General features: G+C 72.4%; 27 protein-coding genes. 14 read left to right on the forward strand and 13 right to left on the reverse strand.

Annotated features, from left to right (window positions below; all coding sequences use genetic code 11):
- The first annotated feature begins 118 nt into the window (after positions 1-118).
- The gene (locus NE235_RS24890; RefSeq protein WP_289849179.1) at positions 119-814 is read left to right on the forward strand and encodes a GntR family transcriptional regulator; all 696 of its coding nucleotides are present in this window, start codon (positions 119-121) and stop codon (positions 812-814) included.
- On the opposite strand, the gene NE235_RS24895 is transcribed toward NE235_RS24890, so the two are convergent.
- Positions 794-1,684 (reverse strand): LysR family transcriptional regulator, encoded by an 891-nt coding sequence (locus NE235_RS24895; protein WP_252807057.1) that lies wholly within the window; start codon positions 1,682-1,684, stop codon positions 794-796. The two genes, NE235_RS24890 and NE235_RS24895, sit on opposite strands and share 21 nt — an antisense overlap.
- A gap of 103 nt (positions 1,685-1,787) precedes the next feature.
- Between NE235_RS24895 and NE235_RS24900 the strand changes: the two genes are divergently transcribed.
- On the forward strand, positions 1,788-2,324 hold the full coding sequence (locus NE235_RS24900; RefSeq protein WP_252807059.1) for a cysteine dioxygenase family protein: 537 nt from the start codon (positions 1,788-1,790) through the stop codon (positions 2,322-2,324).
- Here the strand turns inward: NE235_RS24900 and menC are convergent.
- The 6 genes from menC to NE235_RS24930 all read right to left on the reverse strand — a co-directional run bounded on the left by menC (position 2,321) and on the right by NE235_RS24930 (position 8,631).
- Positions 2,321-3,421 carry an o-succinylbenzoate synthase gene (gene menC, locus NE235_RS24905; protein ID WP_252807061.1) on the reverse strand — a complete coding sequence of 367 codons (1,101 nt, stop codon included), beginning with the start codon at positions 3,419-3,421 and terminating at the stop codon, positions 2,321-2,323. The two genes, NE235_RS24900 and menC, sit on opposite strands and share 4 nt — an antisense overlap.
- Positions 3,418-4,185: a GNAT family N-acetyltransferase gene (locus tag NE235_RS24910; protein WP_252807063.1), complete on the reverse strand. Its 768-nt coding sequence runs from the start codon at positions 4,183-4,185 to the stop codon at positions 3,418-3,420. The genes menC and NE235_RS24910 overlap by 4 nt, the downstream gene beginning before the upstream one ends.
- Before the next feature lie 43 nt (positions 4,186-4,228).
- Positions 4,229-5,380: an MCE family protein gene (locus tag NE235_RS24915; RefSeq protein WP_252807065.1), complete on the reverse strand. Its 1,152-nt coding sequence runs from the start codon at positions 5,378-5,380 to the stop codon at positions 4,229-4,231.
- 231 nt (positions 5,381-5,611) lie between these two features.
- Positions 5,612-6,769, reverse strand: coding sequence for a lipid-transfer protein (locus tag NE235_RS24920; protein WP_406567634.1), 1,158 nt, complete (start codon positions 6,767-6,769; stop codon positions 5,612-5,614).
- Positions 6,770-6,801: 32 nt separating this feature from the next.
- Positions 6,802-7,344 carry a Zn-ribbon domain-containing OB-fold protein gene (locus NE235_RS24925; RefSeq protein WP_252807069.1) on the reverse strand — a complete coding sequence of 181 codons (543 nt, stop codon included), beginning with the start codon at positions 7,342-7,344 and terminating at the stop codon, positions 6,802-6,804.
- Positions 7,345-7,392: 48 nt separating this feature from the next.
- Entirely contained in the window at positions 7,393-8,631 is a 1,239-nt protein-coding gene (locus tag NE235_RS24930) for an MFS transporter (RefSeq protein ID WP_252807071.1), read from the reverse strand.
- 71 nt (positions 8,632-8,702) lie between these two features.
- On the opposite strand from NE235_RS24930, the gene NE235_RS24935 reads away from it, so the two are divergent.
- A complete protein-coding gene (locus NE235_RS24935) occupies positions 8,703-9,563 on the forward strand; it encodes a LysR family transcriptional regulator (RefSeq protein WP_252807073.1) in 861 nt (286 codons plus the stop codon).
- 50 nt (positions 9,564-9,613) lie between these two features.
- On the opposite strand, the gene NE235_RS24940 is transcribed toward NE235_RS24935, so the two are convergent.
- Positions 9,614-10,396: an SDR family oxidoreductase gene (locus NE235_RS24940; RefSeq protein WP_252807077.1), complete on the reverse strand. Its 783-nt coding sequence runs from the start codon at positions 10,394-10,396 to the stop codon at positions 9,614-9,616.
- 71 nt (positions 10,397-10,467) lie between these two features.
- Here NE235_RS24940 and NE235_RS24945 point away from each other — a divergent pair, with 71 nt between their 5' ends.
- The 3 genes from NE235_RS24945 to NE235_RS24955 all read left to right on the forward strand — a co-directional run bounded on the left by NE235_RS24945 (position 10,468) and on the right by NE235_RS24955 (position 12,610).
- Entirely contained in the window at positions 10,468-11,241 is a 774-nt protein-coding gene (locus NE235_RS24945; RefSeq protein ID WP_252807079.1) for an SDR family oxidoreductase, read from the forward strand.
- Between the two features lie 11 nt (positions 11,242-11,252).
- On the forward strand, positions 11,253-12,200 hold the full coding sequence (locus NE235_RS24950) for an LLM class F420-dependent oxidoreductase (protein WP_252807081.1): 948 nt from the start codon (positions 11,253-11,255) through the stop codon (positions 12,198-12,200).
- Positions 12,201-12,319: 119 nt separating this feature from the next.
- Positions 12,320-12,610 carry an iron-sulfur cluster biosynthesis family protein gene (locus tag NE235_RS24955; protein ID WP_252807083.1) on the forward strand — a complete coding sequence of 97 codons (291 nt, stop codon included), beginning with the start codon at positions 12,320-12,322 and terminating at the stop codon, positions 12,608-12,610.
- A 58-nt stretch (positions 12,611-12,668) separates the two neighbouring features.
- Here NE235_RS24955 and NE235_RS24960 read toward each other — a convergent pair whose 3' ends face one another.
- The 3 genes from NE235_RS24960 to NE235_RS24970 form a co-directional block, all read right to left on the reverse strand.
- Entirely contained in the window at positions 12,669-13,022 is a 354-nt protein-coding gene (locus NE235_RS24960) for a hypothetical protein (protein WP_252807085.1), read from the reverse strand.
- Between the two features lie 80 nt (positions 13,023-13,102).
- Complete coding sequence (locus NE235_RS24965; protein WP_252807087.1) at positions 13,103-14,200, reverse strand: hypothetical protein; 1,098 nt, start codon at positions 14,198-14,200, stop codon at positions 13,103-13,105.
- Complete coding sequence (locus tag NE235_RS24970; protein ID WP_252807089.1) at positions 14,197-15,294, reverse strand: phosphotransferase family protein; 1,098 nt, start codon at positions 15,292-15,294, stop codon at positions 14,197-14,199. Before NE235_RS24970 ends, NE235_RS24965 begins: the two co-directional genes overlap by 4 nt.
- 130 nt (positions 15,295-15,424) lie before the next feature.
- On the opposite strand from NE235_RS24970, the gene NE235_RS24975 reads away from it, so the two are divergent.
- Both NE235_RS24975 and NE235_RS24980 read left to right on the forward strand, forming a co-directional pair.
- Positions 15,425-16,063, forward strand: coding sequence for an MBL fold metallo-hydrolase (locus NE235_RS24975; RefSeq protein ID WP_252807091.1), 639 nt, complete (start codon positions 15,425-15,427; stop codon positions 16,061-16,063).
- A 110-nt stretch (positions 16,064-16,173) separates the two neighbouring features.
- Positions 16,174-16,353 carry a PspC domain-containing protein gene (locus NE235_RS24980; protein ID WP_252807240.1) on the forward strand — a complete coding sequence of 60 codons (180 nt, stop codon included), beginning with the start codon at positions 16,174-16,176 and terminating at the stop codon, positions 16,351-16,353.
- A gap of 29 nt (positions 16,354-16,382) precedes the next feature.
- On the opposite strand, the gene NE235_RS24985 is transcribed toward NE235_RS24980, so the two are convergent.
- Complete coding sequence (locus tag NE235_RS24985) at positions 16,383-16,697, reverse strand: L-rhamnose mutarotase (RefSeq protein ID WP_252807093.1); 315 nt, start codon at positions 16,695-16,697, stop codon at positions 16,383-16,385.
- A gap of 2 nt (positions 16,698-16,699) precedes the next feature.
- On the reverse strand, positions 16,700-17,407 hold the full coding sequence (locus NE235_RS24990) for a FadR/GntR family transcriptional regulator (protein ID WP_252807095.1): 708 nt from the start codon (positions 17,405-17,407) through the stop codon (positions 16,700-16,702).
- 190 nt (positions 17,408-17,597) lie between these two features.
- Between NE235_RS24990 and NE235_RS24995 the strand changes: the two genes are divergently transcribed.
- From NE235_RS24995 to NE235_RS25020, 6 genes are read left to right on the forward strand one after another with little or no spacing between them, the layout of a single operon-like run.
- Positions 17,598-18,437: a fumarylacetoacetate hydrolase family protein gene (locus NE235_RS24995; protein ID WP_252807097.1), complete on the forward strand. Its 840-nt coding sequence runs from the start codon at positions 17,598-17,600 to the stop codon at positions 18,435-18,437.
- The gene (locus NE235_RS25000; protein ID WP_252807099.1) at positions 18,434-19,717 is read left to right on the forward strand and encodes an enolase C-terminal domain-like protein; all 1,284 of its coding nucleotides are present in this window, start codon (positions 18,434-18,436) and stop codon (positions 19,715-19,717) included. Before NE235_RS24995 ends, NE235_RS25000 begins: the two co-directional genes overlap by 4 nt.
- Before the next feature lies 1 nt (position 19,718).
- Positions 19,719-20,462 (forward strand): SDR family NAD(P)-dependent oxidoreductase, encoded by a 744-nt coding sequence (locus NE235_RS25005; protein ID WP_252807100.1) that lies wholly within the window; start codon positions 19,719-19,721, stop codon positions 20,460-20,462.
- A 7-nt stretch (positions 20,463-20,469) separates the two neighbouring features.
- Positions 20,470-21,522 carry a sugar ABC transporter substrate-binding protein gene (locus tag NE235_RS25010; RefSeq protein ID WP_252807102.1) on the forward strand — a complete coding sequence of 351 codons (1,053 nt, stop codon included), beginning with the start codon at positions 20,470-20,472 and terminating at the stop codon, positions 21,520-21,522.
- Complete coding sequence (locus NE235_RS25015; RefSeq protein ID WP_252807104.1) at positions 21,519-23,036, forward strand: sugar ABC transporter ATP-binding protein; 1,518 nt, start codon at positions 21,519-21,521, stop codon at positions 23,034-23,036. Before NE235_RS25010 ends, NE235_RS25015 begins: the two co-directional genes overlap by 4 nt.
- Positions 23,029-24,042 carry an ABC transporter permease gene (locus tag NE235_RS25020; protein WP_252807106.1) on the forward strand — a complete coding sequence of 338 codons (1,014 nt, stop codon included), beginning with the start codon at positions 23,029-23,031 and terminating at the stop codon, positions 24,040-24,042. The genes NE235_RS25015 and NE235_RS25020 overlap by 8 nt, the downstream gene beginning before the upstream one ends.

Raw genomic sequence — 24,042 nt, forward strand, 5'->3', positions numbered from 1 at the left:
TCGCGCCGAGCATCCCGAACGGAATCGACCATAACACAGATAATCGATTATTTGTCGAATCGTCTATCCTGAGGTCATGAGTCAGACGACCCGAACCCCGGTTTCGTCGGGGAAACGGATGCTCTCCGACCAGGTCCACGCACACTTGCGAGATGCGATCATGCGTGGGGCCCACGCCCCCGGCGACGCCCTCAAACCGCAGGACCTCGCCAAGGAGCAGGGCGTGAGCCTGGCCGTCGTGCGCGAGGCGCTCGTGCGGCTGGTCGGCGAGGGCCTCGCCGACCGGCTGCCCAACCGCGGCTTCGCCGTCCCCGCCTTCTCCGACCGCCGCTGGCAAGAGATCGCGGAGGCCCGCCGGACCATCGAACCGATCGTGCTGCGCATGTCCATCGAGCGCGGCGACGTCGACTGGGAGGCCCGCGTACGAGCCGCCCACCACCGTCTGGCCCGCACCCCGCCGTACGCGCCGGGGGAGGGGGAGTACTACAGCGATGCGTGGGCCGAGGCGCACCGGGTCTTCCACCGCACCCTGCTGGAGGGGTGCGGCAACCCCGTCCTGCTGGAGACCTTCGACCGGATGTGGACCGCCAGCGAACTGGCCCGCCGCCTCTCGGCGCACCGCACCCCCGGCCGGGACGCGATCGGCGAGCACCGCCGGCTGGAGGAGGCGGCGCTGGCCCGCGACGCCGACACCGCGGCCGAGGTTCTGGCCCGGCACCTCACCCTGACCGCGGCCGGACTGACCGGCCGTGGTCAGGGCGAATCCGCGGCAGGGGCCGGACGCGAGGTCCGGTCAGCCGCCGACCAGGGGTGAGGGCTCCGTCCCGGTGCTCTCGATGAGAGCGTCGATGAGCGCGGCGGTGGCCGGGGGCTCGGGCGGCTCGCCGTAGGTCGCGGCGAGGACGTACCGCGTCGAGCCGGGGAGCGCGACGGTGTGCACGTCCGGGTTGCGGGCCGCCCGCAGGGTCAGGGCGGGCAGCGCCGTCACGCCGAGACCGGCCGCGACGAGCGCCTGGACGGCGACGAAGTCGTCCGTGGTGAAGGACACGCGCGGGCTGAACCCCGCGCGTTCACACATCTCGAGTAGGTGCAGGCGGCAGCGGTCGCAGCCGGCGATCCACTCGGCGTCGGCGTACGCCGCCAGGTCCGGCTCGGCCGCTTCGGCCGTCACGAGGTGGCTCGGCTCGTCCAGCAGCCGCCGCGTGCGGATGTCGTCCTCCTCGGTGCCGGGGTCGTACCGGAAGATCACCGCCACGTCGACGTAGCCGGCGCGGAGCATGCGGACGGCCTCGGGCGGCTCCGCCTCGGTGAGGCTGACGCGGAGGCCGGGATGGCGTTCGGCCAGCAGTGACGCGGCGCGGGGCACGAATGTGCCGAGCGCCGACGGGAACGCGGCCAGGCGTACCCGGCCCTGGTCGAGCCCCACGTGGGCGGACAGTTCGGCCTCGGCCGCGTCGAGCCGGCCGAGGATCTCCGCGCCGCGCTCGGCGAGCGTCCGGCCCGCCTCGGTGAGGCGGATGCCCCGGCCGGCGCGCTGCACGAGCTTGGCGCCGGTCTCGGCCTCCAGCCGCGCGAGGTGGTGGCTGACGGACGGCTGGGAGTAGTGCAGCTCCTTGGCCGCGGCCGTCACCGAGCCCGTACGGGCGACGGCGACGAGCACCCGGAGCCGGGAAACGTCCAGCATGCGGTCAATATATCGATTCGGTCTATGAGAGCGGCAGCGGATTGGCATTGGACCGATGAGTGCGTCCTCCGGCAGCCTGGGGGAGACGAAGGAGGTAGCCGAGATGACGGCCGTTCTCGAGACCGTGCGCCCTGGCCTGGAAGATCTGGTGACGGGGGTACGCGCCGCCGTGAACCGTCACGCCGACTGGCGCGAGACCGCACGACTCGTCGCGGCCGAGTTGCGGCGCCACCTGCCCACGCCGGACGTGCTGACCGCGGAGGAACGGCTCGGCGACCCCGACCGGTACGTCAGCCACACCCTGTACGTCGAGCCCGGCGGCACCTTCTCCCTGGTAGGGCTCGTCTGGCGGCCCGGGCAGGTGACGCCGATCCACGACCACGTCACGTGGTGCGTCTTCGGTGTCCTGCAGGGTGTGGAGCACGAGGAGCTCTACGTGGAGCGGGACGACCACCTGGTCCGGGTGGGGACGAACGACAACCACGTCGGCGAGGTCAGCGGCTTCGCGCCGCCCGGCGACATCCACCGCGTGCGGAACTCCGGTGACGGTGTCGCGATCTCCCTGCACATCTACGGCACGGACATCTCCCGGGTCGAGTCGAGCGTGCGGCGCGTCTACGACCTGCCCGTCCTGGGTTAGGGGAGCCGCACGACGTCGGCCCGCTCGGTGAACGCGCGCAGGACGTCCGGGACCGGGGCCACGCCGAGCCCCGGACCGGACGGCACGGTCATCAGCCCGTCCTCCAGCCGGAACGGCTCGGTGATGTCGCGCGTGTAGTACCGGTCGGACGCCGAGACGTCCCCCGGCAGCGTGCAGCCGGGCAGGGCCGCGAGCGCGAGGTTGGCGGCCCGGCCCAGCCCGGTCTCCAGCATTCCGCCGCACCACACCGGAACGCCGTGCGCCGCGCACAGGTCGTGGATCCGCCGGGCCTCCAGGTACCCGCCGACGCGGCCGGCCTTGAGGTTGACGATCGAGCAGGCGCCCAGGGTGACGGCGTCGGCGGCGGCCCGCGCCGAGGTGATCGACTCGTCGAGGCAGACCGGGGTGGTCAGCGACCGGGCGAGCCGGGCGTGGCCGAGCAGGTCGTCCTCGGGCAGCGGCTGCTCGATCAGCAGCAGGCCGAAGGGGTCCAGCTCCGCGAGGTGCCGCAGGTCCGCCCGGCGGTACGCCGCGTTGGCGTCCACCTGCAGGAGGATGTCGCCGAACCGCTCCCGTACCGCGCGCACCGGCTCGAGGTCCCAGCCCGGCTCGATCTTCAGCTTGATCCGCGCGTACCCCTGCTCCAGGTAGGCGCCCACGGCGTCCAGCAGTTCGGGGATCGAGTCCATGATCCCGACGGACACCCCGGCGGGCACCCGCGTCCGCGTCGCGCCCAGGTACGCCGCGTACGACATCCCCGCCAGGCGCAGCTCGGCGTCCAGCACCGCCATCTCGACGGCGGCCTTCGCCATCGGGTGGCCCCGGACCGGTTCGAACGCCGCGCCGAGCCCGCGGGCGGTGACCTCCGCGGGCAGCCGGGGGAGCAGGAAGTCGCGGATGACCTGCTCGGCGCCGTTGACGTACTCGGCGGAGTAGAGGGGGTCCGCGGCGGCGACGCACTCGCCCCAGCCCTCGGCGTCGTCACCGAAGACCCGGACGAGCAGCACCTCCCGGTCGATCTCCGTACCGAAGGACGTGCGGAACGGCGACACGAGGGGCACGCGGATCCGCCGCAGCTCCACTCCGGCGAGCTTCATCTCGGGCGCTCCAGGAGGTAGTAGCCGGCACGGGTGAAACCGGTCACACGGTATCCCCCGGTGAGGGAGCCGCCGAGCGCCGCGCGCTGCGCCCGGCGCCACTCCCGGGCCGCGTCCGGGTCGCCCGCCCGCAGGGCGGTGATGTCGGCCGGCGTGCCGACCGCCAGGGTCGCGGCGCCCGCCGCGTCCCGCGTCTCAGGACGGTCCGCCGCGTCCGCGCGGAGCACGGCCGGCGTGTCCGGCCCGGGCTCCGGCCACGTCGCGGGCCGGCCGGCGAGGGCCGCCACCACCTTCGGGTCCTCGAGCGGCCAGGTGAGGAGGAGACGGTCGCTGGGGTCGCCCATGTTCAGCTCGTCGGGCATGTCGCCGTAGAAGTCCTCGGCGTACCCGGTCGCCCGCGCCGCCAGCTTCACCAGGTTGAAGTACGCGTTGCGCCGGGTCAGCGGGTCGAACGTCCAGCCGATGGTCGGGATGCCGCGCGCCAGCGCCCACGCGCGCTGGTGCGCTTTGATCGCGTACCCGACGCCCCGGCCCGGCACGGTGACGCCGGTGATGTGGGAGTGCAGGCCGCCGTCCGCGGTCGGGAAGGCCGCGCAGGCCCCGATCATCGTGTCCCCGTCGAACGCCCCGGCGACGTACCCGCCGATGTGCCGCGTCACCTGGAGCATCTCGTACGGCATCGGATCGGTCGGCCGCCAGACCTCGGCGAGCAGCGCGGACGCGGCGAAGAGTTCGTTCCGGGTCGTCAGCTCGCGTACGTCCATAGTCCGATGGTGGCCCCGGACCGGCCGTCCGCGCGCACCAGGGTCAGGGCAGGTATGGGAACGGGTTCGCGCTCTTGGACGGGGAGGGGCTGCCGCTCCTGGACGGCGTGCCGGTCTTCGACGGGGACGGGCCGCCGGTCTTCGGGCTCTTCGACGGGCGGCCGGCCGTGTTCGTCTTCCCGGAGGACTTCTTGCCCGTCTTCGGCGCCGGGGTCGGCTGCGTGGTGTCGCCGCGGGTGCTGGGCGGGGCGATCGAGACCGGCAGCGGGATGAGGTTCTGGATGTAGACGTCGAACCACCGGCCGTTGCCGGTGAGGTCGGTCAGCTCGTTCCCGAAGGGGCCCATCAGCGCGAAGGACTTTTCCAGGTTGGCCTGGTTGCGCTGCAGGATCTGCACGACCTTCTGCAGGTTCCGCAGGGCGGGGTTGAGCGTCGCCTGGTTCTCGTGGATCGTCGCGGTGATCTGCTGGGAGAGGGAGACGGTGCCGGTCAGCAGCTGGTCGATCACCGCGCGCCGGTCGTTGATCTCCTGTAGCAGCAGGCCGCCGTTCTGGACGAGGACGGCGAGGTCGCCACTGCGGGCGGCCAGCAGTGAGGTGACGTTGCCGGAGTGCTTCAGCAGCTCGTTCAGCTCGTCGTCGCGGGAGGACACCGCCCGGGAGACCTTCTGCAGGCCCGCCAGGGTGCGCCGGACGTTCTCCGGAGTGCCCTCCATCGTCTGGGTCAGGGTGTCCATCGCCTTGGCCAGCTGTTTCGTGTCGATCTTGCCGAGCTGGGCGCTGGCGTCCTGGAGGGCGGGCACCACCTCGTACGGCGCCGTGGTGCGTGAGAGCGGGATCTCCCGGCCCGCGGGCTGCTGTCCGGGTCCCTTGGGGTCGAGGGAGAGGAAGTGCGAGCCGAGCAGCGTCTTGATCTTGATTTGGGCGCGGGTCTGCGTTCCGAAGCGCGCGCTGCTGGTGAACTTCACCTTCACGTGGTCGCCGTCGAGGTCGACGCTCGAGACCTTGCCGACCTTCACGCCCGCGATCCGCACCTCTTCGCCGGCCTTCAGGCCGGCCGCCTCACTGAACGCCGCGGAGTACGTCGTGCCGCCGGCGAAGTGCTGCAGGTTGAACGCGAGCAGTGTCGCCAGGCCGGCGGTCGCCAGGCCGGCGATGCCGATCGGCAGCGGATTGCGCTCCCGGAATGGACGCATCAGCGCGGCACCTCGCGTCGAATGTCGGCGGACTGGGCGCGCGGTCAGGAGGGACGCCGGCGCCCGCACGGTGCGCGTGCGACACGGCTGAAACCTGCGCGTCAGTGAAAGGTACTGACGCGTAGCGTGGCCGACAAGAACCCACCGTGCCCGGCCCGGCCCGCCACCTGCGCACGAAGGAGCATCCACGCAGGTCAGCAATGCCTTACTGGCGGCATCGAGTGATGTAACTCACGTTCGGGCGATGATCGCCGATCCGTGGCCGAACAGCCCCTGGTTGACCGCGATCCCGGCGCGCGCCCCCTCCACCTGCCGTTTTCCCGCCCTGCCTCGCAGCTGCCAGGTCAGCTCGCAGACCTGGGCGATCGCCTGCGCGGGAATCGCCTCACCGAAGCAGGCCAGCCCGCCGCTCGGATTCACCGGGATCCGGCCACCGAGCGCGGTCGCCCCATCGCGCAGCAGTCCCTCCGCCTCGCCCGGCGCGCACAGGCCGATGTCCTCGTACCAGTCCAGCTCCAGCGCCGTGGACAGGTCGTAGACCTCGGCGAACGACAGGTCCTCCGGGCCCAGCCCCGCCTCCTCGTACGCCGCCGCCGCGTTCGCCGACCGGAAGGGCCGCTCGGGCGGATCGACCGCGACACTCGAATCGGTCGCGAAGTCCGGCAGGTCGAGGGCGGTGTTCGGGAAGGCCGGGGTGACGGTCGCGATCGCGCCGACGCGCACGGGGGCGCCGTGCCCGCGCCGGCGCGCGTACGCCAGGCTGGACAGCACGACGGCCGCGCCGCCATCGCTGGTCGCGCAGACGTCCAGCAGCCGCAGCGGGTCGGCGACCACCGGCGACGCGGCCACGTCCGCCGCGGTGACCTCCGCGCGGTACCGCGCGTACGGGTTGTGCCGCCCGTGCCGGGCGTTCTTCACCTTGACGGCGGCGAAGTCCTCCCGCGTCGCGCCGTACCGCACCATGCGGCGCCGCGCGTACAGCGCGAAGTAGACCGGGTTCGTCGCGCCGAGCAGCCGGAACCGCAGCCAGTCCGGATCGTCGGGCCGGTCCCCGCCGACGGGCGCGAAGAAGCCCTTCGGTGCCGCGTCCGCGCCGACGACGAGGGCGACGTCGACCAGGCCCGCCAGGATCTGCGCCCGGGCCACGCTCATCGCCTGCGCGCCCGACGCACACGCGGCGTAGCAGCTCGAGACGCGCGCCCCCGACCAGCCCAGTGCCCGGGCGAACGTCGCGCCCGCGACGAAGCCGGGATAACCGTTCCGTATCGTGTCGGCGCCCGCGACGTACTGCACGTCGGCCCAGGCGAGCCCGGCGTCCTTCAACGCGTCACGCGCCGCCGCCAGGCCGTACTCGACGAAGTTCCGCCCCCACTTGCCCCACGGGTGCATTCCGACACCGAGGACGGCGACGTCGCGATCGCTCACGCGCCCTCCCCGGCGACCGGGCGCCACTTCCAGACGAGGTGGCCCGGGTCGAGCTCCTCGACGACGAGCTCGGCCGTCATCCCGACGGCCAGGTCCCCGACGCCGACGCCCCTCACGACCTGGCCGAGGACGATGATCCGTTCGGCCGCCAGTTCGACGGCGGCAATGGCGTACGGCTCGAAGTCCTCGCCCGAGACGTACGGCGGCGGCGGGCGGTAGCGCGCGTCGGCGTACGACCAGATCCGGCCCCGGCGCGACAGCGGCGTGGGAACCAGGTCCTCGCCGTCGCAGGCGGGATTGCGGCAGGTCAGGGTCTGCGGCGGGAAGTAGACGGTGCCACAGGCGGTGCAGCGGGTGCCGGTCAGGCGGGGAGGGTCGACGGTGAACCAGCCGTCGACCACGCTCACCGGCGCGCCGGCGGCCGCGGACTCGGCCACCCGTTCGGCGACGCGTTCGGCCGCGGGCTCGGCTCCCGGCTCGGCCATGCGTTCGGCTCCAGGCTCGGCCGCGAGTTCGGGCTCGGGTGCGGGCTGCGCCACCGGTGACCTCCTTGTTGACCAAGCGACCGCTCAAATCTATAACGCGTTCTAGTCGAGTGGAAGGTCCGGAGATCGGCGGGGGCGGGGTCCGCGCGCACCGGGCTCGGCCAGGCGGAGGGCGGCGACCGCGGCGACGGCCAGGAGGACCAGGCCGTAGCCGACCGTGGCCGGCCAGCGGCCGTGCTCGTACGCCAGGCCGCCCGCCGATCCGCCGAGGCTGCTCCCCGCGTAGTACGCGAAGAGGTACAACGCCGACGCCTGCGCCTTCCCGCCGACCGCGCGCCGCCCGACCCAGCCGCTGGCGACCGAGTGCGCGGCGAAGAAACCCGCCGTGAAGAGCAGCAGCCCGAGCCCCAGGACCGGCAGCGTGTCCGGCATCGTCGCCAGCAGCCCTGCCGCGGCCAGGGCGAACGAACCGTACATGACCGGGCGGCGCCCGACCCGGTCGGCCAGCGACCCCGCCGCCGGGGAGCTGAACGTGCCCGCCAGGTACATCAGGAAGACCAGGCCGGTCAGCCACTGCGGCAGCCCGAACGGGGCGGCCAGCAGGCGGTAGCCCAGGTAGTTGTAGACGGTGACGAACCCCGCCATCAGCACCAGCCCCATCAGGTACAGCCGCCGCAGGCCGGGGTCCCGGAGGTGGCGCAGGAGCGCCCCCTGCCCGGCCCGGGCCGGGCGGAAGCAGCGGGAGGCGGGGAGCAGTGCCCAGAAGGCGAGCGTGAGCAGCAGCGCCCCGGCCGCGGTGACGCCGAGCGCCCACCGCCAGCCCGCCAGGTCGGTGACGAAGCCGGGGATGAGCCGCCCGAGCAGGCCGCCGATCGTGTTGCCGGCGATGTACCGGCCCATCGCCCCGCCCAGCGCCTCGGGATGCACCTCATCGGCGAGGTAGGCCATCGCCACGGCCGGCACCCCGGCGAGCGCCACCCCCTGTGCGGCGCGGATCAGTCCGAGCACGGGGAACGACGGGCTGAGCGGCAGCAGCAGGCCGAGGACCGCCGCCGCGACGGACGACACCAGCATGACCCGGGTCCGGCCGAGGTGCTCCGACAGCGAGCTTACCGGGATCACCGCGAGCGCCAGCGCCCCGGTCGACAGCGAGACCAGCAGACTGGAGGCGGTCGGGGAGACGCCGAAGACGCGGGAGAGCGCCGGCAGCAGCGCCTGGGTCGAGTACAGCGACATGAAGGTCGTCAGGCCCGCCGCGAACAGCGCGAGGTTCACGCGGCGCAGCCCGCGCGAGCCGCGCCGATGGCGCAGGTCCAGGTCAGGGGGAGCGGTGATGAGCACCGTTCCAGGCTGCGTGCCACCGCACCGATGCGTCCAATGAACGATGTGGCGGGAACCTATGCTGGACGGTCATGGACCTGCAGACGGTGCGCTGGTTCCTCGCGCTCGCCGAGGACGGGCACGTGACCCAGACCGCGGCCGAGCTGCGCATCTCCCAGCCGGGCCTGTCCCGCGCGATCGCCCGTCTCGAACGCGAGCTCGGCGTGCGGCTGTTCGACCGCGAAGGCCGGACGCTCCGGCTCAGCGCGTACGGCGCGATCTTCCGCCGGCACGCGGAGCGCCTCGTCGCCGAGGAACGGGCGGCCCGCCACGCCCTCGCCCAGGCCGCCGACCCCGAGAGCGGCGAGGTCGGCCTGGCGTTCTTGCACACCCAGGGCACCGCGCTCGTACCGGAACTGCTCCGCGACCACCGGCGCGAGCACCCGCGGGTGACGTTCCGGCTGAGCCAGGGCAGCAGGGAGCACATCGAGACGGCCGTCACCGAGGGCCGCGCGGACCTGGCGATCACCAGCCCGCGCCCGGAGAGCCTGGCCTGGCATCCGCTCACGACCGAACGCCTCCGTCTCGCCGTCCCCACCGGGCACCGGCTCGCCGGGCGCCACCGGGTACGCCCGTCCGACGCCGCCTGTGAGCCGTTCATCCTGATGCGGCCGGGCTACGGGCTGCGCTCCATCACCGACGAGCTCTTCCGCGAGGAGGGCGTCCGGCCCGACATCGCGTTCGAGGGCGAGGAGGCCGCCACCCTCCGCGGGCTGGTCGCCGCCGGGCTCGGTGTCGCGATCGTGCCGCCGGGCGAGCCGGTTCCCGGCGTGACGGAGGTCGTCCTCGCGGGGGCGCGGCGCACGATCGGCCTCGTGTGGGTGGAGGGCCGGACCCGCCCGCCCGCCGTCGAGGGCTTCCGCCGCTTCGTCATCTCCCGCGCGACCGTCTGACCCGCTCCGGTACGACCGCCTGATCCGCTCCCGCGGGGGCGCCTGTCCGCTCAGCCGCGGACGGCGGAGACCATCCGGCGCAGGCCGGCGAGCCAGCGGTCGCGGTCGGTGGCCTTGCGGCGCTCGAACTCGGCCACCTCGGGGTGGGGAAGGATGAGGAACCTCTCGGCCGCGAGCCCCTCGACGACCACCTCGGCGACGTCGTCGGGTTCGAGGACGCTGCCCGCCGCGGCCACGACCCGGCCCGCCACACCCTCCAGGGCCTCGGCGAGCAGCGGGGTGCGCACCCCCTGGGGACACAGCGCGCTCACCCCGACGCCCTGCTCGCCGTACGTCAGCGCGAGCCACTCGGCGAAGGCCACCGCCGCGTGCTTCGTCACCGCGTACGGAGCGTCGCCGGGCTGGGTGAGCAGGCCGGCGGCCGAGCACGTGTTCAGCAGGTAGCCTCCGCCGCGTTCCACCATGCCGGGCAGCGCGGCCCGCGCCGCGTACACGTGGGCCTGGACGTTGACCGCCCAGGCGGACGCCCACTGCTCCGGCGTGGCCTCCAGCCCGGCGCCGGTGCCGATGCCGGCGTTCGAGCACACCAGGTCCACCGGGCCGTACTCGCCGGCCCTGCCGATCATCGCCCGGACCTGCTCCTCGTCGCCGACGTCGACGCGGAGCGCGAGCGTGCGGCACTCCAGCCCGGCGGCGACCCGCTCCACGGCGTCCCCGTCCAGGTCGGCGAGGGTGAGGGAGGCCGCGCCCTCGGCCGCGAACCGGCGGGCCATCGCGGCGCCGATCCCGCTGCCGGCTCCGGTGATCACGATGTTCTTCCCGGCGATCTGCATGGCAGGAACGTAACATCCGAGACTAGGCTGAACCCGATTCGGTTGTCAGAAAGATCCGGGAAGGCGGCACCATGGGACTCGAGACCGGGCTGGCGGGCAAGACCGCCCTCATCACCGGCGCGTCGCGCGGCATCGGACGCGCCACCGCCGAGCTGCTGGCCGCGGAGGGCTGCAACGTCGTCCTGTCCTCGCGAAAACAGGACGCCCTCGACGAGGTCGCCGAGGACATCCGGGCCGCCTGCCCCGGGGTCGGCGTGCTGCCGAAGGCCGCCCACGTCGGCGACGAGGACGCCGCCCGCGCCTGCGTCGAGGCCGCCGTCGCCGAGTTCGGCGGCGTGGACGTCCTGGTGAACAACGCGGGCACCAGCCCGTACTTCGGCCCGATGGTCGACATCGACGCCGCGCGAGCCGACAAGACCGTACAGGTCAACCAGTTCGCCGTCGTCCTGTGGACGCAGCTCGCCTGGAAGCTGTCCATGCGGGCGCGCGGCGGGGCGATCGTCAACATCTCCTCCGTCGGCGGCATGGTGACCGAGCACGGCATCGGCTACTACAACGCCACGAAGGCCGCCGTCATCCACCTCACCCGGCAGTTCGCCATCGAGCTGGCGCCCTCGGTGCGCGTCAACGCCGTCGCCCCCGGCCTGGTCAAGACCCAGCTCGCCCGGGCGCTGTGGGAGAACAACGAGGAGCAGATCGCCAAGTACATGCCGCTCGGCCGCCTCGGCGAACCCGAGGACATCGCCAAGGCGGTCGTCTTCCTCGCCGGGGACACCGCGAGCTGGCTGACCGGGCAGACCCTCGTCGTCGACGGCGGCTCGACCGTCCGTCCGTCCATCGCCTGAGGAGGCTCCGCATGTCTCGATGGGGACTGACGATCCCGCTCATGGGCGTGCCCCTGGCCGCCCACCGCGACATCGTCGAGGGCCTGGCCGGCCTCGGCTACACCGACGCGTGGTCGGCGGAGAGCAACGGGACGGACGCCTTCACCCCGCTGGCGCTCGCCTCGCAGTGGGCCCCGGACCTGCGGCTCGGCCCCGCGATCGTGCCGGTCTACACGCGTGGCCCGGCCCTGCTCGCCCAGCAGGCCGCCACCCTCGCCGACCTGGCCCCCGGCCGGTTCGTGCTCGGCCTCGGGACGTCCTCCCAGGTCATCGTCGAGCGGTGGAACGCCATCCCCTTCACCGAGCCGTACCAGCGGGTCCGGGACACGCTGCGGTTCCTGCGCCGGGCGCTGGCGGGGGAGAAGGTCACCGACGAGGCGCTCGGCGTGTCCGGCTTCCGGCTCGACAACCCGCCGAAGACGCCCCCGCCGATCGTGCTCGCCGCGTTGCGGCCCGGCATGCTCCGGCTCGCCGCCCGCGAGGCCGACGGGGCGATCACCAACTGGCTGGCGCCGCAGGACGTCGGTACGGTGCGGAGCGCGTTCGGCACGGAGAAGGAGCTGATCGCGCGGATCTTCGTCTGCCCGACGTCGAACGCCGAGGAGGCGCGGACGCTCGGCCGCCGGCTGATCGCGGCGTACCTGACCGTGCCCGTCTACGCGGCCTTCCACGAGTGGCTCGGCCGCGGCGAGCGGCTCGCCGCGATGAACGAGGCGTGGGCCGCCGGGGACCGCCGGGCCGCCCTGGACGCCATCCCGGACGACGTCGTCGACGACCTCGTCGTGCACGGTCCGCCGGACGCCTGCCGGGAACGCGTCCGCGCGTACGTCGAGGCCGGTCTGGACACCCCGATCCTCGCCGTCCTGCCGAACGGCGAGCTGTCGATTCCGGACGCCGTTTCCGCTCTCGCTCCCCGATAACCGGAGAATCGCCGAATCCCGGATGTTTGCCGACAAGGAGCGTCGGGCATGGCAGGGCGCATGCACGGGCCGTGCGTGCGCCGTGCTGACCTGCAATCGAACCGAAGGAGCTGTCGACCGTGCTGACGCTGACCGATTCGGCGGTCCAGGTGATCCGTACCGTCACCAGCCAGCCCGAGCTCTCACCACAGACCGGCCTGCGGATCGCGACCCAGGGCCAGACGGAGGAGACGGGCACGCTCTCCCTCGCGGTGGCCGAAGGGCCGCAGGCCGGCGATGAGATCGTCGAGGATCAGGGCGCGCGCGTCTACCTGGAACCGGACGCGGCGACGATCCTGGACGAGATGACGCTGGACGCGAGCGTCGACGAGAACGGGGACGTCACCTTCCGCCTCGCGGAACAGACCTGACCACCTGGAACCGACCGGCCCCGGGCCCGCGTCCGCGAGCCCGGGGCCTTTGTCGTCCTCAGGCCGCCAGGCGGTCCAGGATCAGATCCAGCTTGGGATCCATCCCGTCGAGGCGGCTTTCGACCCCGCCGAGGTGGGTTTCGATCCCGTCGAGCCGGGTTTCGACCCGGTCGATCCGGTCCTCGACCCCGCCGAGCCGGGTCTCGATGGCGGTGAAGTGTTCATCGTGGCGGGCGAGCGTCTCCTTGATCAACGCGATCTCGCCGTAGATGAGGTTGAGCAGCTCGGGCACGCCACCGACCTTACGGTCGGCGGCGACCGCCACCTCCGCCCACCCATGGGTCGCCATGCGCAGGATCTGTACGTCCTTCTCCAGTGCGCTGACCCGCTCTTCGAGGCTCGACACGAGCATGACCGTAGCACCTTCCTCCCGGCCCGTCCTGACGATGGGCGACGGGGTGACTACAGCATGTGATGCCGACAAAATCCGGGTCAGGACTCGGTGAGGTCGGCCGGGAAGGTCGGGTGGGGGCCGAGGGCCCAGTACTCGAAGAGGCCGTGGCCGACGCCGCCCTCGTAGTCGAAGCGGGCGACGGAGTCGACCATGCCCCACATCCGGGCGGCGTCCTCCGGGCGCCGCAGGTCGTAGGTCACGCCCTGGACCTTCAGCTCGGGTCCCTGGTACATCCCGTGCCGCCAGTCGGGTTCGAGGCCGTAGCCGCTGCCGACCATCAGGTGGACGGGCAGCAGCGGGGTGACGCGCACCTCGAAGGGCTCGCCCGCCGGCGGCGCGAAGGAGAGCACCGCCTCCGTGACGTCGCGGGTCCCCGGGGCGTACGCCGGCCGGTAGCCGGGACGGCCGAGGTACTCCGGCTCGCGGTCGTCCGGCCACACGCGCACGGCCTCCTCCAGGATCCGCCGGCCCTGCGCGTCCTCCTGGAGGATGCACAGGATCGCGTGGTCCTCGAACTGCATCGGGGCGTACACCCAGTAGAAGCTCGCCGGGTTCTTCGCCTGGATGCCCGGTGGTTCCGCCTCCCCGACCGGGCGGATGCCCCAGGACCGGTCGCGGCTGCCCCACCAGCGGTCCGGGGTGACCGGCAGCGTCGTGCCGTCCACGGTGATCGAGCCGGTCCACCGGCCGGTCTGCGCGAGCCGCCGCGAGTCGAACACCACCCGTTCCCGGGCGCGGACGAAGTGCGGGGGCTCCAGCTGCGCCGGGATCGCCCCCTCCCAGGTCAGGTCGAACGACAGCCCGTGGTCGTTCGGGCCGAGGACGACGCGCAGGCGTTTCAGGCCCTCCAGCACCTCGACGCGGAACGGGCCGACCGTCGTGTCCATCCGGTCGGCGCCCAGCTCGCGGGAGGCGCGGACGACGCGGTGCAGCGGGCCGTACCGGACCAGGGCGAAGGCGTCCGTGACGCCCAGGTTGGGGTACTGCCCGAGCCCGGCGATCAGCATCAGCTCGTCCGAGCGGGAGTGGCAGTTGAAGTAGTACCGGTCATAGAAGTTCCGGTCCGACGTGCCGACGTGGCGCATGACGTCGGGCACCTGGTGGACCGGGTAGTCGTCGAGCGGGGACAGCGTCATCGCGGGCCTCCGGAGGGCGGGCCGGTCACGGGCCGGGGCGCGGGGAGGCCGAGGAGCGCGGCCAGGAGCCGTGAGGCGGTGTTGTCGACGGGGAAGTCGCTGTCGGGCGGCACCAGGCCGAAGTCGATGAACGCCTGCCCGATCCGCGCCATGATCACCGCGAACTTGAACGCGGACAGGACCTCGTAGTACGCCAGGTGCCGCATTCGCCGGCCGCTCAGCTCCTCGTAGTACGCGACGGTGTCGGCGTAGGAGGGGAAGCCGGGCAGGCGCGGCACTGCGATGCCCTCCGAGTGGTGCCGGTCCAGGAACATGAACCAGGCGAGGTCCTCCTCGGGCGCGCCGAGCGTGGCGATCTCCCAGTCGAGCACGGCGCGCGGCTCGCCGTCGTCGCCGTAGAGGATGTTGCCGATGCGGGAGTCGCCCCACAGCAGGACCGGCGGGCCGGGTTCGGGCGGCCGGTGGTCGCGCAGCCATCGCAGCGCCTCGGCACAGGTCGGCTGCGGGCGGTGGTACGCCCAGCTCATGTAGTGCGTGTAGTAGCCGAGTCGCTGGTCCAGGCCCGTCCGCCCGTACCTGGGCCGGTCGAGGAAGGCGAACGGCGCCGGGTCCAGCCGGTGGACCTCCGCCATGATCTCCAGGCCCGCGGTCCAGATGCGGCGCCGCCGCTCGGGCGTGGTCTCGGCGACCCATCCCGCCTGGTGGTACGGCGGGTCGTCGCCGGGGGCCCGGCCGTCCACCCGGTCGATGACGTAGAAGGGCGCGCCCAGCAGCGCCGGGTCGGCCTCGTACCAGCGCATCGGCGGGACGGGGATCGTCGTCCGCTCGTCGAGGAGGCGCAGCAGCCGGTATTGGTCGGCGTACGGCAGCGGGTCCGGGAAGACCTGGTAGCGGACCGGCGCCACCTTGGCGACTAACCGCTGGGTACGGCCGCCGCAGGCGGTGTCGAACAGGAGTGTCTCGGCGGAGAACCCGGTCGTCGCGGGCATCTCCAGCTCGGACAGCGTCACATCGCCGCCGGGCAGGCGTTCCGCCAGCCATCGGGTCAGCACCGCACGGGTCACCGTGGGATCCCGCTGGTCGGGAACGGGCATGTCCGGCCTCCTCAGTGCGCCCCCGCCGTGGTTTCCCCGATGTCGATCAAGGCTTACCAAGCTGTCACTTGGTCCGTCAATGGCCCGCCGGGCGCGGAACCGCCCGCCGGTCGCGTGGCACGATCGGGGGATGAGGTTGACGAAGCTCGGGCACTCCTGTGTCCGCCTCCAGAAGGACGACCGGACCATCGTCATCGACCCGGGCGGCCTGACGCCGCAGGGCGACGCGATCGCGGGCGCGGAGGCCGTCCTCATCACCCACGAGCACTTCGATCACTACGCCGCGGAACGCCTGCGCAAGGCCCTGGTGGACGATCCGCGCCTCACGGTCTACACCTGCCGCGCCGTCGCCGCCGACCTGAGCGACCTGGGGGACCGGGTCCGTACGGTCGGTGAGGGGGACGCGCTGACGATCGCCGGGTTCGAGGTCGCCGTGGCCGGGCAGCGGCACGAGGTGGTCCATCCCGACGTCCCGCCGGTGGAGAACATCGGGTTCCTCATCGACGGGGAGGTCTTCCACCCGGGTGACGCCTTCACCGTCCTGGAGGCGCCGACGCTCCTCGTGCCGGGCCAGGCGCCGTGGATGAAGGCCCCGGAGATGATCGAGTACCTGCGGGCGGTGGCGCCCCGCCGCGCCTTCGCCGTCCACGACGGCCTGCTCAACGACGCCGGACTGGGCCTGCTGGACGGCCAGTTGGCCGGGGAGGGCGAGCGCCAGAAGGCGGAGTTCCGCCGGCTCCGCCCGGGCGAGTCGGTCGACGTCCCCTAGGGGTCACCCCGTAGGTCCAGGGGAGGAGCCCGGATCGGTCCGGGGAGCGATGTGCGGGCCGGGCGCGCGCCATAGCGTCGGAGACAGGCAACCGAGAAGGAGTGTTCGTGATGAACGGTCTGTCCCGTCCGCGCCAGGGGCGTGTCATCGCCGGTGTCTGCGCCGGGCTCGGCCGCCGGTACGGCATGTCGGCCTGGACGGTCAGGCTGCTGGCCATCCTGTCCTGCCTGCTGCCCGGACCTCAGTTCGTGCTCTACATCATCCTCTGGGTCATGATGCCGAGCGAGTGATCCGCTCCCGGCGGCGGACCGGCGGGGCCCTACCGCAGGTGCCAGACGGCGGGAAGGCCCTTGGCGGCGCCGTCGCCGGAGTAGTCGTGCACGACGTCGAGGTAGCCGGCCATGCGCGCCTGCCAGGCGACGTTGACGGGCAGGTCCTCCAGGGCGGCCAGCAGGGCGGCGTAGTCGTCGCAGTCGATGACGTGGAACAGGTCGAGGCCGCTGCGCCAGATCGTCCACTCGTGCGCGCCGGCGTCCTTGATCGCCTGGACGAGCTCCGGCGGGACCTCCCGGTGCGCCTGCTCGTACTCCTCCTCGCGGCCCGGCTTGAGCCGGGTGTGCAGTGCGACGCGCAACGTCACTCCTCTTCCTGCTGCTGGCGGCGGGCCCAGTCCTCGACGGCCCCGATGTGGACCGCGGCGGCGATGCGAGCGCCGTCGGGGTCGCGATCGAGCAGCGCGCGGTAGATCGCGTCGTGTTCGCGGTACGTGCGCGCGAAGACGCCCTCCTCGCGGTAGCCGCGCCAGACGCGGGCCCGGAACGTACGGCTGTTGAGCCCGCCCAGGATCGCGGCGAGCACCGGGTTCCCCGCGGCCTCCGTGATGATGCGGTGGAACTCCATGTCGTGGCCGACGATCTCCTCGGCCTTCCCGCCCCGCTCCATCGCCGCCATCTCGGCGCGCAGGCGGGCGAGTCCCTCGTCGTCGATCCGGGCCGCCGCGGCGGCCGCGGCCGCCGGCTCGAGGATCTTGCGGACCTGGACGAGGTGCAGCAGCGTGTCGCCGCGGGAGATCTCCGCGACCACGCCGAACGTCTCCAGCAGGTCGCCGGGTTCGAGCCGGGTGACGTAGATGCCGGCCCCGTGGCGGGCCTCCAGGACCCCCATGACGGTCAGGGCGCGGATGGCCTCGCGCATCGAGCTGCGGGACAGCCCGAGGTCGGCGGCGAGGTCGCGTTCGGTCGGCAGGCGCTGGCCGGGCGTGAACTCACCCATGGCGATCCGGGTCTTGATCTCATCGATCGCCCGCTGGGTGACGGTGGTCTTCACCCCGGCGTCTTCCGTCACGCGCGCTCCCTCCTCCGACGGCGGATCACATCCTGCCTGATGCGAAGTGGTCTTACCAATTTGTCAAAAGTAACAACTATGTAACGGGGTATTGCCAGCACGTTGCCCCTTAATGGTCTTATGTCGGCACAAGAGGTCCGATGAGTGCAGGAGAGGTCGGACCAACCGAACGAGCAGGGAGTACGACCACGTGAAGCTGCTGCGTGTCGGACCGGAAGGCGCCGAACGCCCCGCGGTCCTGGCCGAGGACGGCTCGCTCCTCGATCTGTCCGGCCTGACCCGCGACATCGACGGCGACTTCCTCGCCGCCGGTCTGGAGCGGGCCAGGGCGGCGTACGCGGCAGGCGAACTGCCGCCCCTCCAGAACGCCGAGCGGATCGGCGCACCGCTGGCCCGGCCCGGCAAGGTGGTGTGCATCGGGCTGAACTACCGCGACCACGCGGAGGAGACCGGCGCGGACACCCCGGCCGAGCCGATCATCTTCATGAAGGCGTCGAACACGGTCGTCGGCCCGGACGACGACGTGCTCATCCCCCGGGGCAGCGAGAAGACCGACTACGAGGTCGAACTGGCCGTCGTCATGGGCGGCCGCGCCCGTTACCTGGACTCGCCGGCGGACGCCCGCCCGCTCATCGCCGGGTACGCGATCAGCAACGACGTGTCGGAGCGGGAGTTCCAGCTCGAACGCGGCGGCCAGTGGGACAAGGGCAAGTCCTGCGAGACGTTCAACCCCCTGGGGCCGTACCTCGTGACCGCCGACGAGATCGACGAGCCCCAGAACCTCGGGCTGCGGCTCTGGGTCAACGGCGAGCTCCGCCAGGACGGCGACTCCGAGAACATGATCTTCCCGGTCGACCACCTGATCTGGTACCTCAGCCAGTTCATGGTCCTGGACCCCGGGGACGTCATCAACACCGGGACCCCGGCCGGCGTCGCGCTGGGCAGCCCCGGCATCCCCTTCCTACGCCGGGGGGACGTCATGGAGCTCGAGATCGACGGGCTCGGCCGGCAGCGGCAGAGGCTCGCATGAAGGTCGTCGCGCTCGAGGCCCACGACATCCGGTTCCCGACCTCGCGGCAGCTCGACGGCTCGGACGCGATGAACCCGGACCCGGACTACTCCGCGGCCTACGCCGTCCTGCGCACGGACGACGGCGCCGAGGGACACGGGTTCACCTTCACGATCGGGCGTGGCACGGAGGTGTGCGTCGCCGCGATCCGGGCGTACGCGCCGCTGGTCGTCGGCCTGGACCTCGACCTGTCCGACCTGGGCGAGTTCTCGCGGCGGCTGCTCCACGACTCCCAGCTGCGCTGGCTCGGCCCGGAGAAGGGCGCCGTGCACATGGCCGCCGCCGCGATCATCAACGCGGCGTTCGACCTCGCCGGGCGCGTCGCCGGCAAGCCGGTCTGGCGGCTGCTGGCGGACCTGCCGCCCGAGCAGATCGTCGACCTGGCCGACTGGAGGTACCTCACGGACGCCCTCCGCCCGGAGGAGGCCGTCGAGCTGCTGAGGGCGGCGCGCGCGGGACGTGAGGAACGGGAGGCCGCCCTGCTGGCCGGCGGCTACCCCGCGTACACGACGACGCCCGGCTGGCTCGGGTACACCGACGAAAAGCTCGTGGTCCTCGCCCGGGAGGCCGTCGCGGAGGGCTTCACCCAGATCAAGCTGAAGGTCGGCGGTGACCTGGCCGACGACGTGCGCCGCATGGAGCTGGCCCGCCGGACGGTCGGCCCCGGCATCCGCATCGCCATCGACGCCAACCAGCGGTGGGACGTCGGCCAGGCGATCGAATGGGTCGAGGCCCTCAAGCCGTACGACCCGTGGTGGATCGAGGAGCCGACCAGCCCCGACGACATCCTGGGCCACGCGGCCGTGCGCCGGGCGGTCCGGCCCGTACGGGTGGCGACCGGCGAGCACGTGGCGAACCGCGTCATCTTCAAGCAGCTGCTGCAGGCCGACGCGATCGACGTGCTGCAGATCGACGCCTGCCGCGTCGCCGGCGTGCCGGAGAACGTCGCGATCCTCCTGCTCGCCGCCAAGTACGGCGTCCCGGTGTGCCCGCACGCCGGCGGGGTCGGGCTGTGTGAGGTCGTGCAGCACCTGTCGATGTTCGACTACCTCGCCGTCAGCGGCAGCACCGAGGACCGCGTCATCGAGTACGTCGACCACCTGCACGAACACTTCACCGACCCGGTGCGCATCCGGGACGGCCGCTACTTCGCGCCGTCGGCTCCGGGGATGTCGGCGCAGATCAAGCCCGACAGCCTGCGCGAGTACGCCTTCCCCGACGGCCCCGCCTGGAGGTTGTGACGTGGAATTCGACGGCGTCAGGGCGCTCGTCACCGGAGGAGCCTCCGGCATCGGGCTCGCCGCCGCCCGGCTGCTCACCGAGCGCGGCGCGACCGTGAGCTGCCTCGACCTCACCGATCCGCCCGCGGCCCTGCACGGGGTACGGGCCGACGTACGGGACGACGCGTCGGTCCGCGCGGCGGTCACGGCGGCGGCCGCCCACCTCGGCGGCCTGGACGTGCTGGTCAACAACGCCGGGATCGGCGCGCAGGGCACGGTCGAGGACAACGACGACGACGAGTGGCGCAACGTCTTCGACGTGAACGTGTTCGGCATGGTGCGGGTCACCCGCGCCGCGCTGCCGCACCTGCGCCGATCCGAGCACGCCGCGATCGTCAACACCTGCTCGATCGCGGCCACCGCCGGGCTGCCGCAGCGGGCGCTGTACTCGGCGACCAAGGGCGCCGTGCAGTCGCTCACCCTGGCGATGGCGGCGGATCACCTGCGCGACGGCATCCGGGTGACCTGCGTCAACCCGGGAACCGCCGACACTCCCTGGATCGGCCGGCTGCTCGCCGCGACCGACGATCCGGAGGCGGAGCGGGCCGCACTGGCGGCCCGCCAGCCGAGCGGCCGGCTGGTCAGCCCGGAGGAGGTCGCCGCGGCGATCGCCTACCTGGCGAGCCCGCTGGCGTCGGCGACGACAGGAACGGCGCTGGCGGTCGACGGGGGCATGGCCGGCCTGCGACTTCGCCACGAGAAATGAGGACGCGATGAAGCGAGGAATGCTGGCGGCGGGTGCCGTCTTCGCGGCGGCCGCCTGCCTGGCGGCCGGGTGCAAGAGCGGCAGCGGTGGTGGCGGCTCGGCCGGCGGCGGCGCCGTCGGCGTGGACTACCCCCGGTCCGACACCGACTTCTGGAACTCCTACATCAAGTACGTCCCGCAGTTCGGCAAGCAGGACGGCCTCGACCTGAAGACCACGAACTCCGAGAACGACATCGCCAAGCTGACCGCGAACGTCCAGTCGCTGATGGGCCAGGGCGTGAAGGGCATGGTCCTCGCCCCGCAGGACACCGCGGCGGTGGCGCCCACGCTGAACCAGCTGAAGCAGAAGAAGATCCCGGTGGTCACCGTGGACACCCGCCCGGACAAGGGCGACGTCTACATGGTGGTCCGCGCCGACAACCGCGCGTACGGCGAGAAGGCCTGCAAGTTCCTCGGCGACACGCTGAAGGGCAAGGGCAAGGTCGCGATGCTGGAGGGCGACCTGGCCTCCATCAACGGCCGGGACCGCACCGAGGCGTTCAACCAGTGCATGTCCCAGAACTACCCGGGCGTCAAGGTCATCGGCCTGCCCACGGAGTGGAAGGGCGACGTCGGCGCGAACAAGCTGCAGACCACGCTCGCCGCCAACCCGGACCTGAACGGGATCTACATGCAGGCGGGCGGGGCGTTCCTCGCTCCGACGCTCAACGTGCTGAAGCAGAAGGGCCTGCTCGTCCCGCCGGGCGATCCGAAGCACATCGCGATCATCTCCAACGACGGCATCCCGGAGGAGCTGAAGGCGATCGAGGCCGGGCAGATCGACGCCACCGTCTCCCAGCCCGCCGACCTGTACGCCAAATACGCGCTGTACTACGTAAAGGCCGCCATCGACGGCAAGAAGTTCGCGCCGGGCAAGACCGACCACGACTCGACGATCGTCGCGCCGCGGCCCGGCCTGCTCGAGGACCAACTGCCCGCGCCGCTGGTCACCAAGGACGGCACCTACGCGGGCTCGCTGAAGGCGACAGACCCCCAGCTCTGGGGCAACCAGGTCAAATGAGCCATTCCGCCAGTGCCGCGGCCGGTGTACGGCCGGTCGCGGCGGCTCACCACATCACCAAGCGGTTCGGCGTGACCGTCGCGCTGAACGACGTGTCGCTCACCGTCGATGACGGCGACATCCACGCCCTCGTCGGCCGCAACGGCGCCGGGAAGTCGACGCTCGTGTCGATCCTCACCGGCCTCGTACCCCCGGACTCCGGAACGGTGGAGTTCGGCGGCGAGCCCGCCCCGCCGCTCGCGGACCGCGAGGCGTGGCGGCAGCGGGTCGCCTGCGTGTACCAGAAGCTCACGGTCATCCCGTCCCTGTCCGTCGCCGAGAACCTGTTCTTGAACAGGCAGGGCCGCGGCCTGATCTCGTGGGGCTCGCTGCGCCGCCGCGCCCGCGAGCTCCTGGACGCCTGGGAGGTCGACGTCGACGTGCAGGCGCCCGCCGAGCGCCTCACCGTCGAGCAGCGGCAGCTCGTGGAGATCGCGCGGGCGCTGTCGCACGGCTCGCGGTTCATCATCCTCGACGAGCCGACCGCCCAGCTCGACGGCCAGGCGATCGAGCGACTGTTCGCCCGCATGCGCTCCCTGCGGGAGTCCGGGGTGACGTTCCTGTTCATCAGCCACCACCTCGACGAGGTGTACGAGGTCTGCGACACCGTCACCGTCATGCGCGACGCCCGGCACATCGTGACCTCTCCGGTCGCGGAGCTGGGCAAGGAGGCGCTGGTCACCGCGATGACCGGCGAGGCCACCGGGCTGATCGACCTCGGCGCCGGCCGGCCCGCGCCGGCGCCCGGCGCCGCGCCCGCGCTGACCGTCACCGGACTCGGGATCCCCGGCGTCTTCGAGGACGTGTCGCTGACCGTCGCGCCCGGCGAGATCGTCGGGCTGGCCGGGGCCGGCGGCTCCGGGAAGATGGCCGTCGGCGAGTCGATCGTCGGCCTGCGCCGGGCCGCCCGCGGCACCGTCGAGATCGGCGGGACGACGCCACGGCCGGGCAGCGTGCAGGCGGCCCTGCGGGCCGGCCTCGGCTTCGTGCCGCAGGACCGGCACAAGGAGGGCCTGGTGCCCGGCCTGTCCATCGCCGAGAACGCCACCCTCACCGTCCCCGAACGGCTGGGCCGCTTCGGGCTCGTCGGATCGCGGCGGCGCGACGAACTCGGCGCCAAGGCCATCGGCGACCTGGACATCAAGGCGGCCGGGCCGGAGCAGCCGGTGTCCGCGCTGTCCGGCGGCAACCAGCAGAAGGTCGTCATGGCCCGCGCGCTCGCGGGCGACCCGAAGGTGCTGGTGCTCATGCAACCCACCGCAGGGGTCGACGTCAAGGCCAAGGAGACGCTCCTCGGCACGGCCGCCGCGGCGGCCGCCGGCGGGGCGGGCGTCCTGATCATCTCCGACGACCTCGACGACCTGCGCCCCTGCGACCGGGTGACCGTCCTGTTCAAGGGCGCCGTCGTCGCCCAGATGCCGGCCGGCTGGGCCGACCACGAACTGATCGCCGCGATGGAGGGCATCCGTGACTGAGACACAGACGGCCATGGCCGCGCCGGCCCGCGGCCGGATCACCGCGCCACGGCTGGCGCGCCTGCGCGACCTCGCGCTCGTACCGGCGATCATCGTGATCGCCATCGTCGGCTACTTCGTCAACCCGGTGTTCCTGCACTGGGACAACCTGGTCAACGTCCTGCAGCAGCAGTCGGAGATCTCCCTGCTCGTGCTGGCCGAGGCGCTCATCCTCATCTGCGGGCGGATGGACCTGTCGCTGGAGTCGACGTTCGGCCTCGCCCCGGGCATCGCCGCCTGGCTCGTGCTCGCCCCCGGCGTCACGCACGGCGTCGGCTGGCTGTCCGGCGCCTGGTCGATCCCGGTCACCCTGGCCATCGGCGCCGTCATCGGCTGGATCAACGGCCTGCTGATCGTACGGTTCCGCCTGAACGGCTTCATCGTCACGCTCGGCATGCTGATCGTGCTGCGCGGCCTGCTGACCGGCATCAGCGGCGGCAAGACGTTCTTCAACCTGCCGTCCTCCATGGTCTACCTGGGCAACGCGGTCTGGTTGGGCCTGCCCGCGTCGATCTGGATCTGCCTGGTCCTGTACGCCCTGGCCATCGTCGTGACCGGCTACACCCGCTGGGGCCGCGCGCTGTACGCCATCGGCGGCAACACCGACGCGGCCCGCGCCGCCGGCATCCGCGTCGACCGGGTGCTGTGGGGCACGCTCGTGCTGGCGAGCCTCCTCGCCGCCCTCGGCGGCCTGCTGCTCACCGGACGGCTCGCCTCCGTCGCGGCCAGCCAGGGCAATGGCGCGATCTTCACGGTGTTCGCGGCGGCGGTGATCGGCGGCGTCTCGCTCAACGGCGGCAAGGGCACGATCTTCGGCGCCTTCACCGGCATCCTGCTGCTCTACATGATCCAGAATGTGCTCACGCTGGCCGGCGTCCCGGCGCAGTGGATCGGCGCGCTCAACGGTGCGATCATCCTCATCGCGCTGATCATCAGCCGGATCACGTCGGGGCAGGCACAGGAGTAG

Source organism: Actinoallomurus spadix, from assembly GCF_024055725.1.
Taxonomy (GTDB): Bacteria; Actinomycetota; Actinomycetes; order Streptosporangiales; family Streptosporangiaceae; genus Actinoallomurus; species Actinoallomurus spadix.

Excerpts from the sequence above, each read along its gene's own strand:
- NE235_RS24890 (WP_289849179.1), top strand. The coding sequence starts at position 119 with ATGCTCTCCGACCAGGTCCACGCACACTTGCGAGATGCGATCATGCGT.
- NE235_RS24895 (WP_252807057.1), bottom strand. The coding sequence starts at position 1,684 with ATGCTGGACGTTTCCCGGCTCCGGGTGCTCGTCGCCGTCGCCCGTACG.
- NE235_RS24900 (WP_252807059.1), top strand. The coding sequence starts at position 1,788 with ATGACGGCCGTTCTCGAGACCGTGCGCCCTGGCCTGGAAGATCTGGTG.
- menC (WP_252807061.1), bottom strand. The coding sequence starts at position 3,421 with ATGAAGCTCGCCGGAGTGGAGCTGCGGCGGATCCGCGTGCCCCTCGTG.
- NE235_RS24910 (WP_252807063.1), bottom strand. The coding sequence starts at position 4,185 with ATGGACGTACGCGAGCTGACGACCCGGAACGAACTCTTCGCCGCGTCC.
- NE235_RS24915 (WP_252807065.1), bottom strand. The coding sequence starts at position 5,380 with ATGCGTCCATTCCGGGAGCGCAATCCGCTGCCGATCGGCATCGCCGGC.
- NE235_RS24920 (WP_406567634.1), bottom strand. The coding sequence starts at position 6,769 with ATGCACCCGTGGGGCAAGTGGGGGCGGAACTTCGTCGAGTACGGCCTG.
- NE235_RS24935 (WP_252807073.1), top strand. The coding sequence starts at position 8,703 with ATGGACCTGCAGACGGTGCGCTGGTTCCTCGCGCTCGCCGAGGACGGG.
- NE235_RS24940 (WP_252807077.1), bottom strand. The coding sequence starts at position 10,396 with ATGCAGATCGCCGGGAAGAACATCGTGATCACCGGAGCCGGCAGCGGG.
- NE235_RS24945 (WP_252807079.1), top strand. The coding sequence starts at position 10,468 with ATGGGACTCGAGACCGGGCTGGCGGGCAAGACCGCCCTCATCACCGGC.
- NE235_RS24950 (WP_252807081.1), top strand. The coding sequence starts at position 11,253 with ATGTCTCGATGGGGACTGACGATCCCGCTCATGGGCGTGCCCCTGGCC.
- NE235_RS24960 (WP_252807085.1), bottom strand. The coding sequence starts at position 13,022 with ATGCTCGTGTCGAGCCTCGAAGAGCGGGTCAGCGCACTGGAGAAGGAC.
- NE235_RS24965 (WP_252807087.1), bottom strand. The coding sequence starts at position 14,200 with ATGACGCTGTCCCCGCTCGACGACTACCCGGTCCACCAGGTGCCCGAC.
- NE235_RS24970 (WP_252807089.1), bottom strand. The coding sequence starts at position 15,294 with ATGCCCGTTCCCGACCAGCGGGATCCCACGGTGACCCGTGCGGTGCTG.
- NE235_RS24975 (WP_252807091.1), top strand. The coding sequence starts at position 15,425 with ATGAGGTTGACGAAGCTCGGGCACTCCTGTGTCCGCCTCCAGAAGGAC.
- NE235_RS24980 (WP_252807240.1), top strand. The coding sequence starts at position 16,174 with ATGAACGGTCTGTCCCGTCCGCGCCAGGGGCGTGTCATCGCCGGTGTC.
- NE235_RS25000 (WP_252807099.1), top strand. The coding sequence starts at position 18,434 with ATGAAGGTCGTCGCGCTCGAGGCCCACGACATCCGGTTCCCGACCTCG.
- NE235_RS25010 (WP_252807102.1), top strand. The coding sequence starts at position 20,470 with ATGAAGCGAGGAATGCTGGCGGCGGGTGCCGTCTTCGCGGCGGCCGCC.
- NE235_RS25015 (WP_252807104.1), top strand. The coding sequence starts at position 21,519 with ATGAGCCATTCCGCCAGTGCCGCGGCCGGTGTACGGCCGGTCGCGGCG.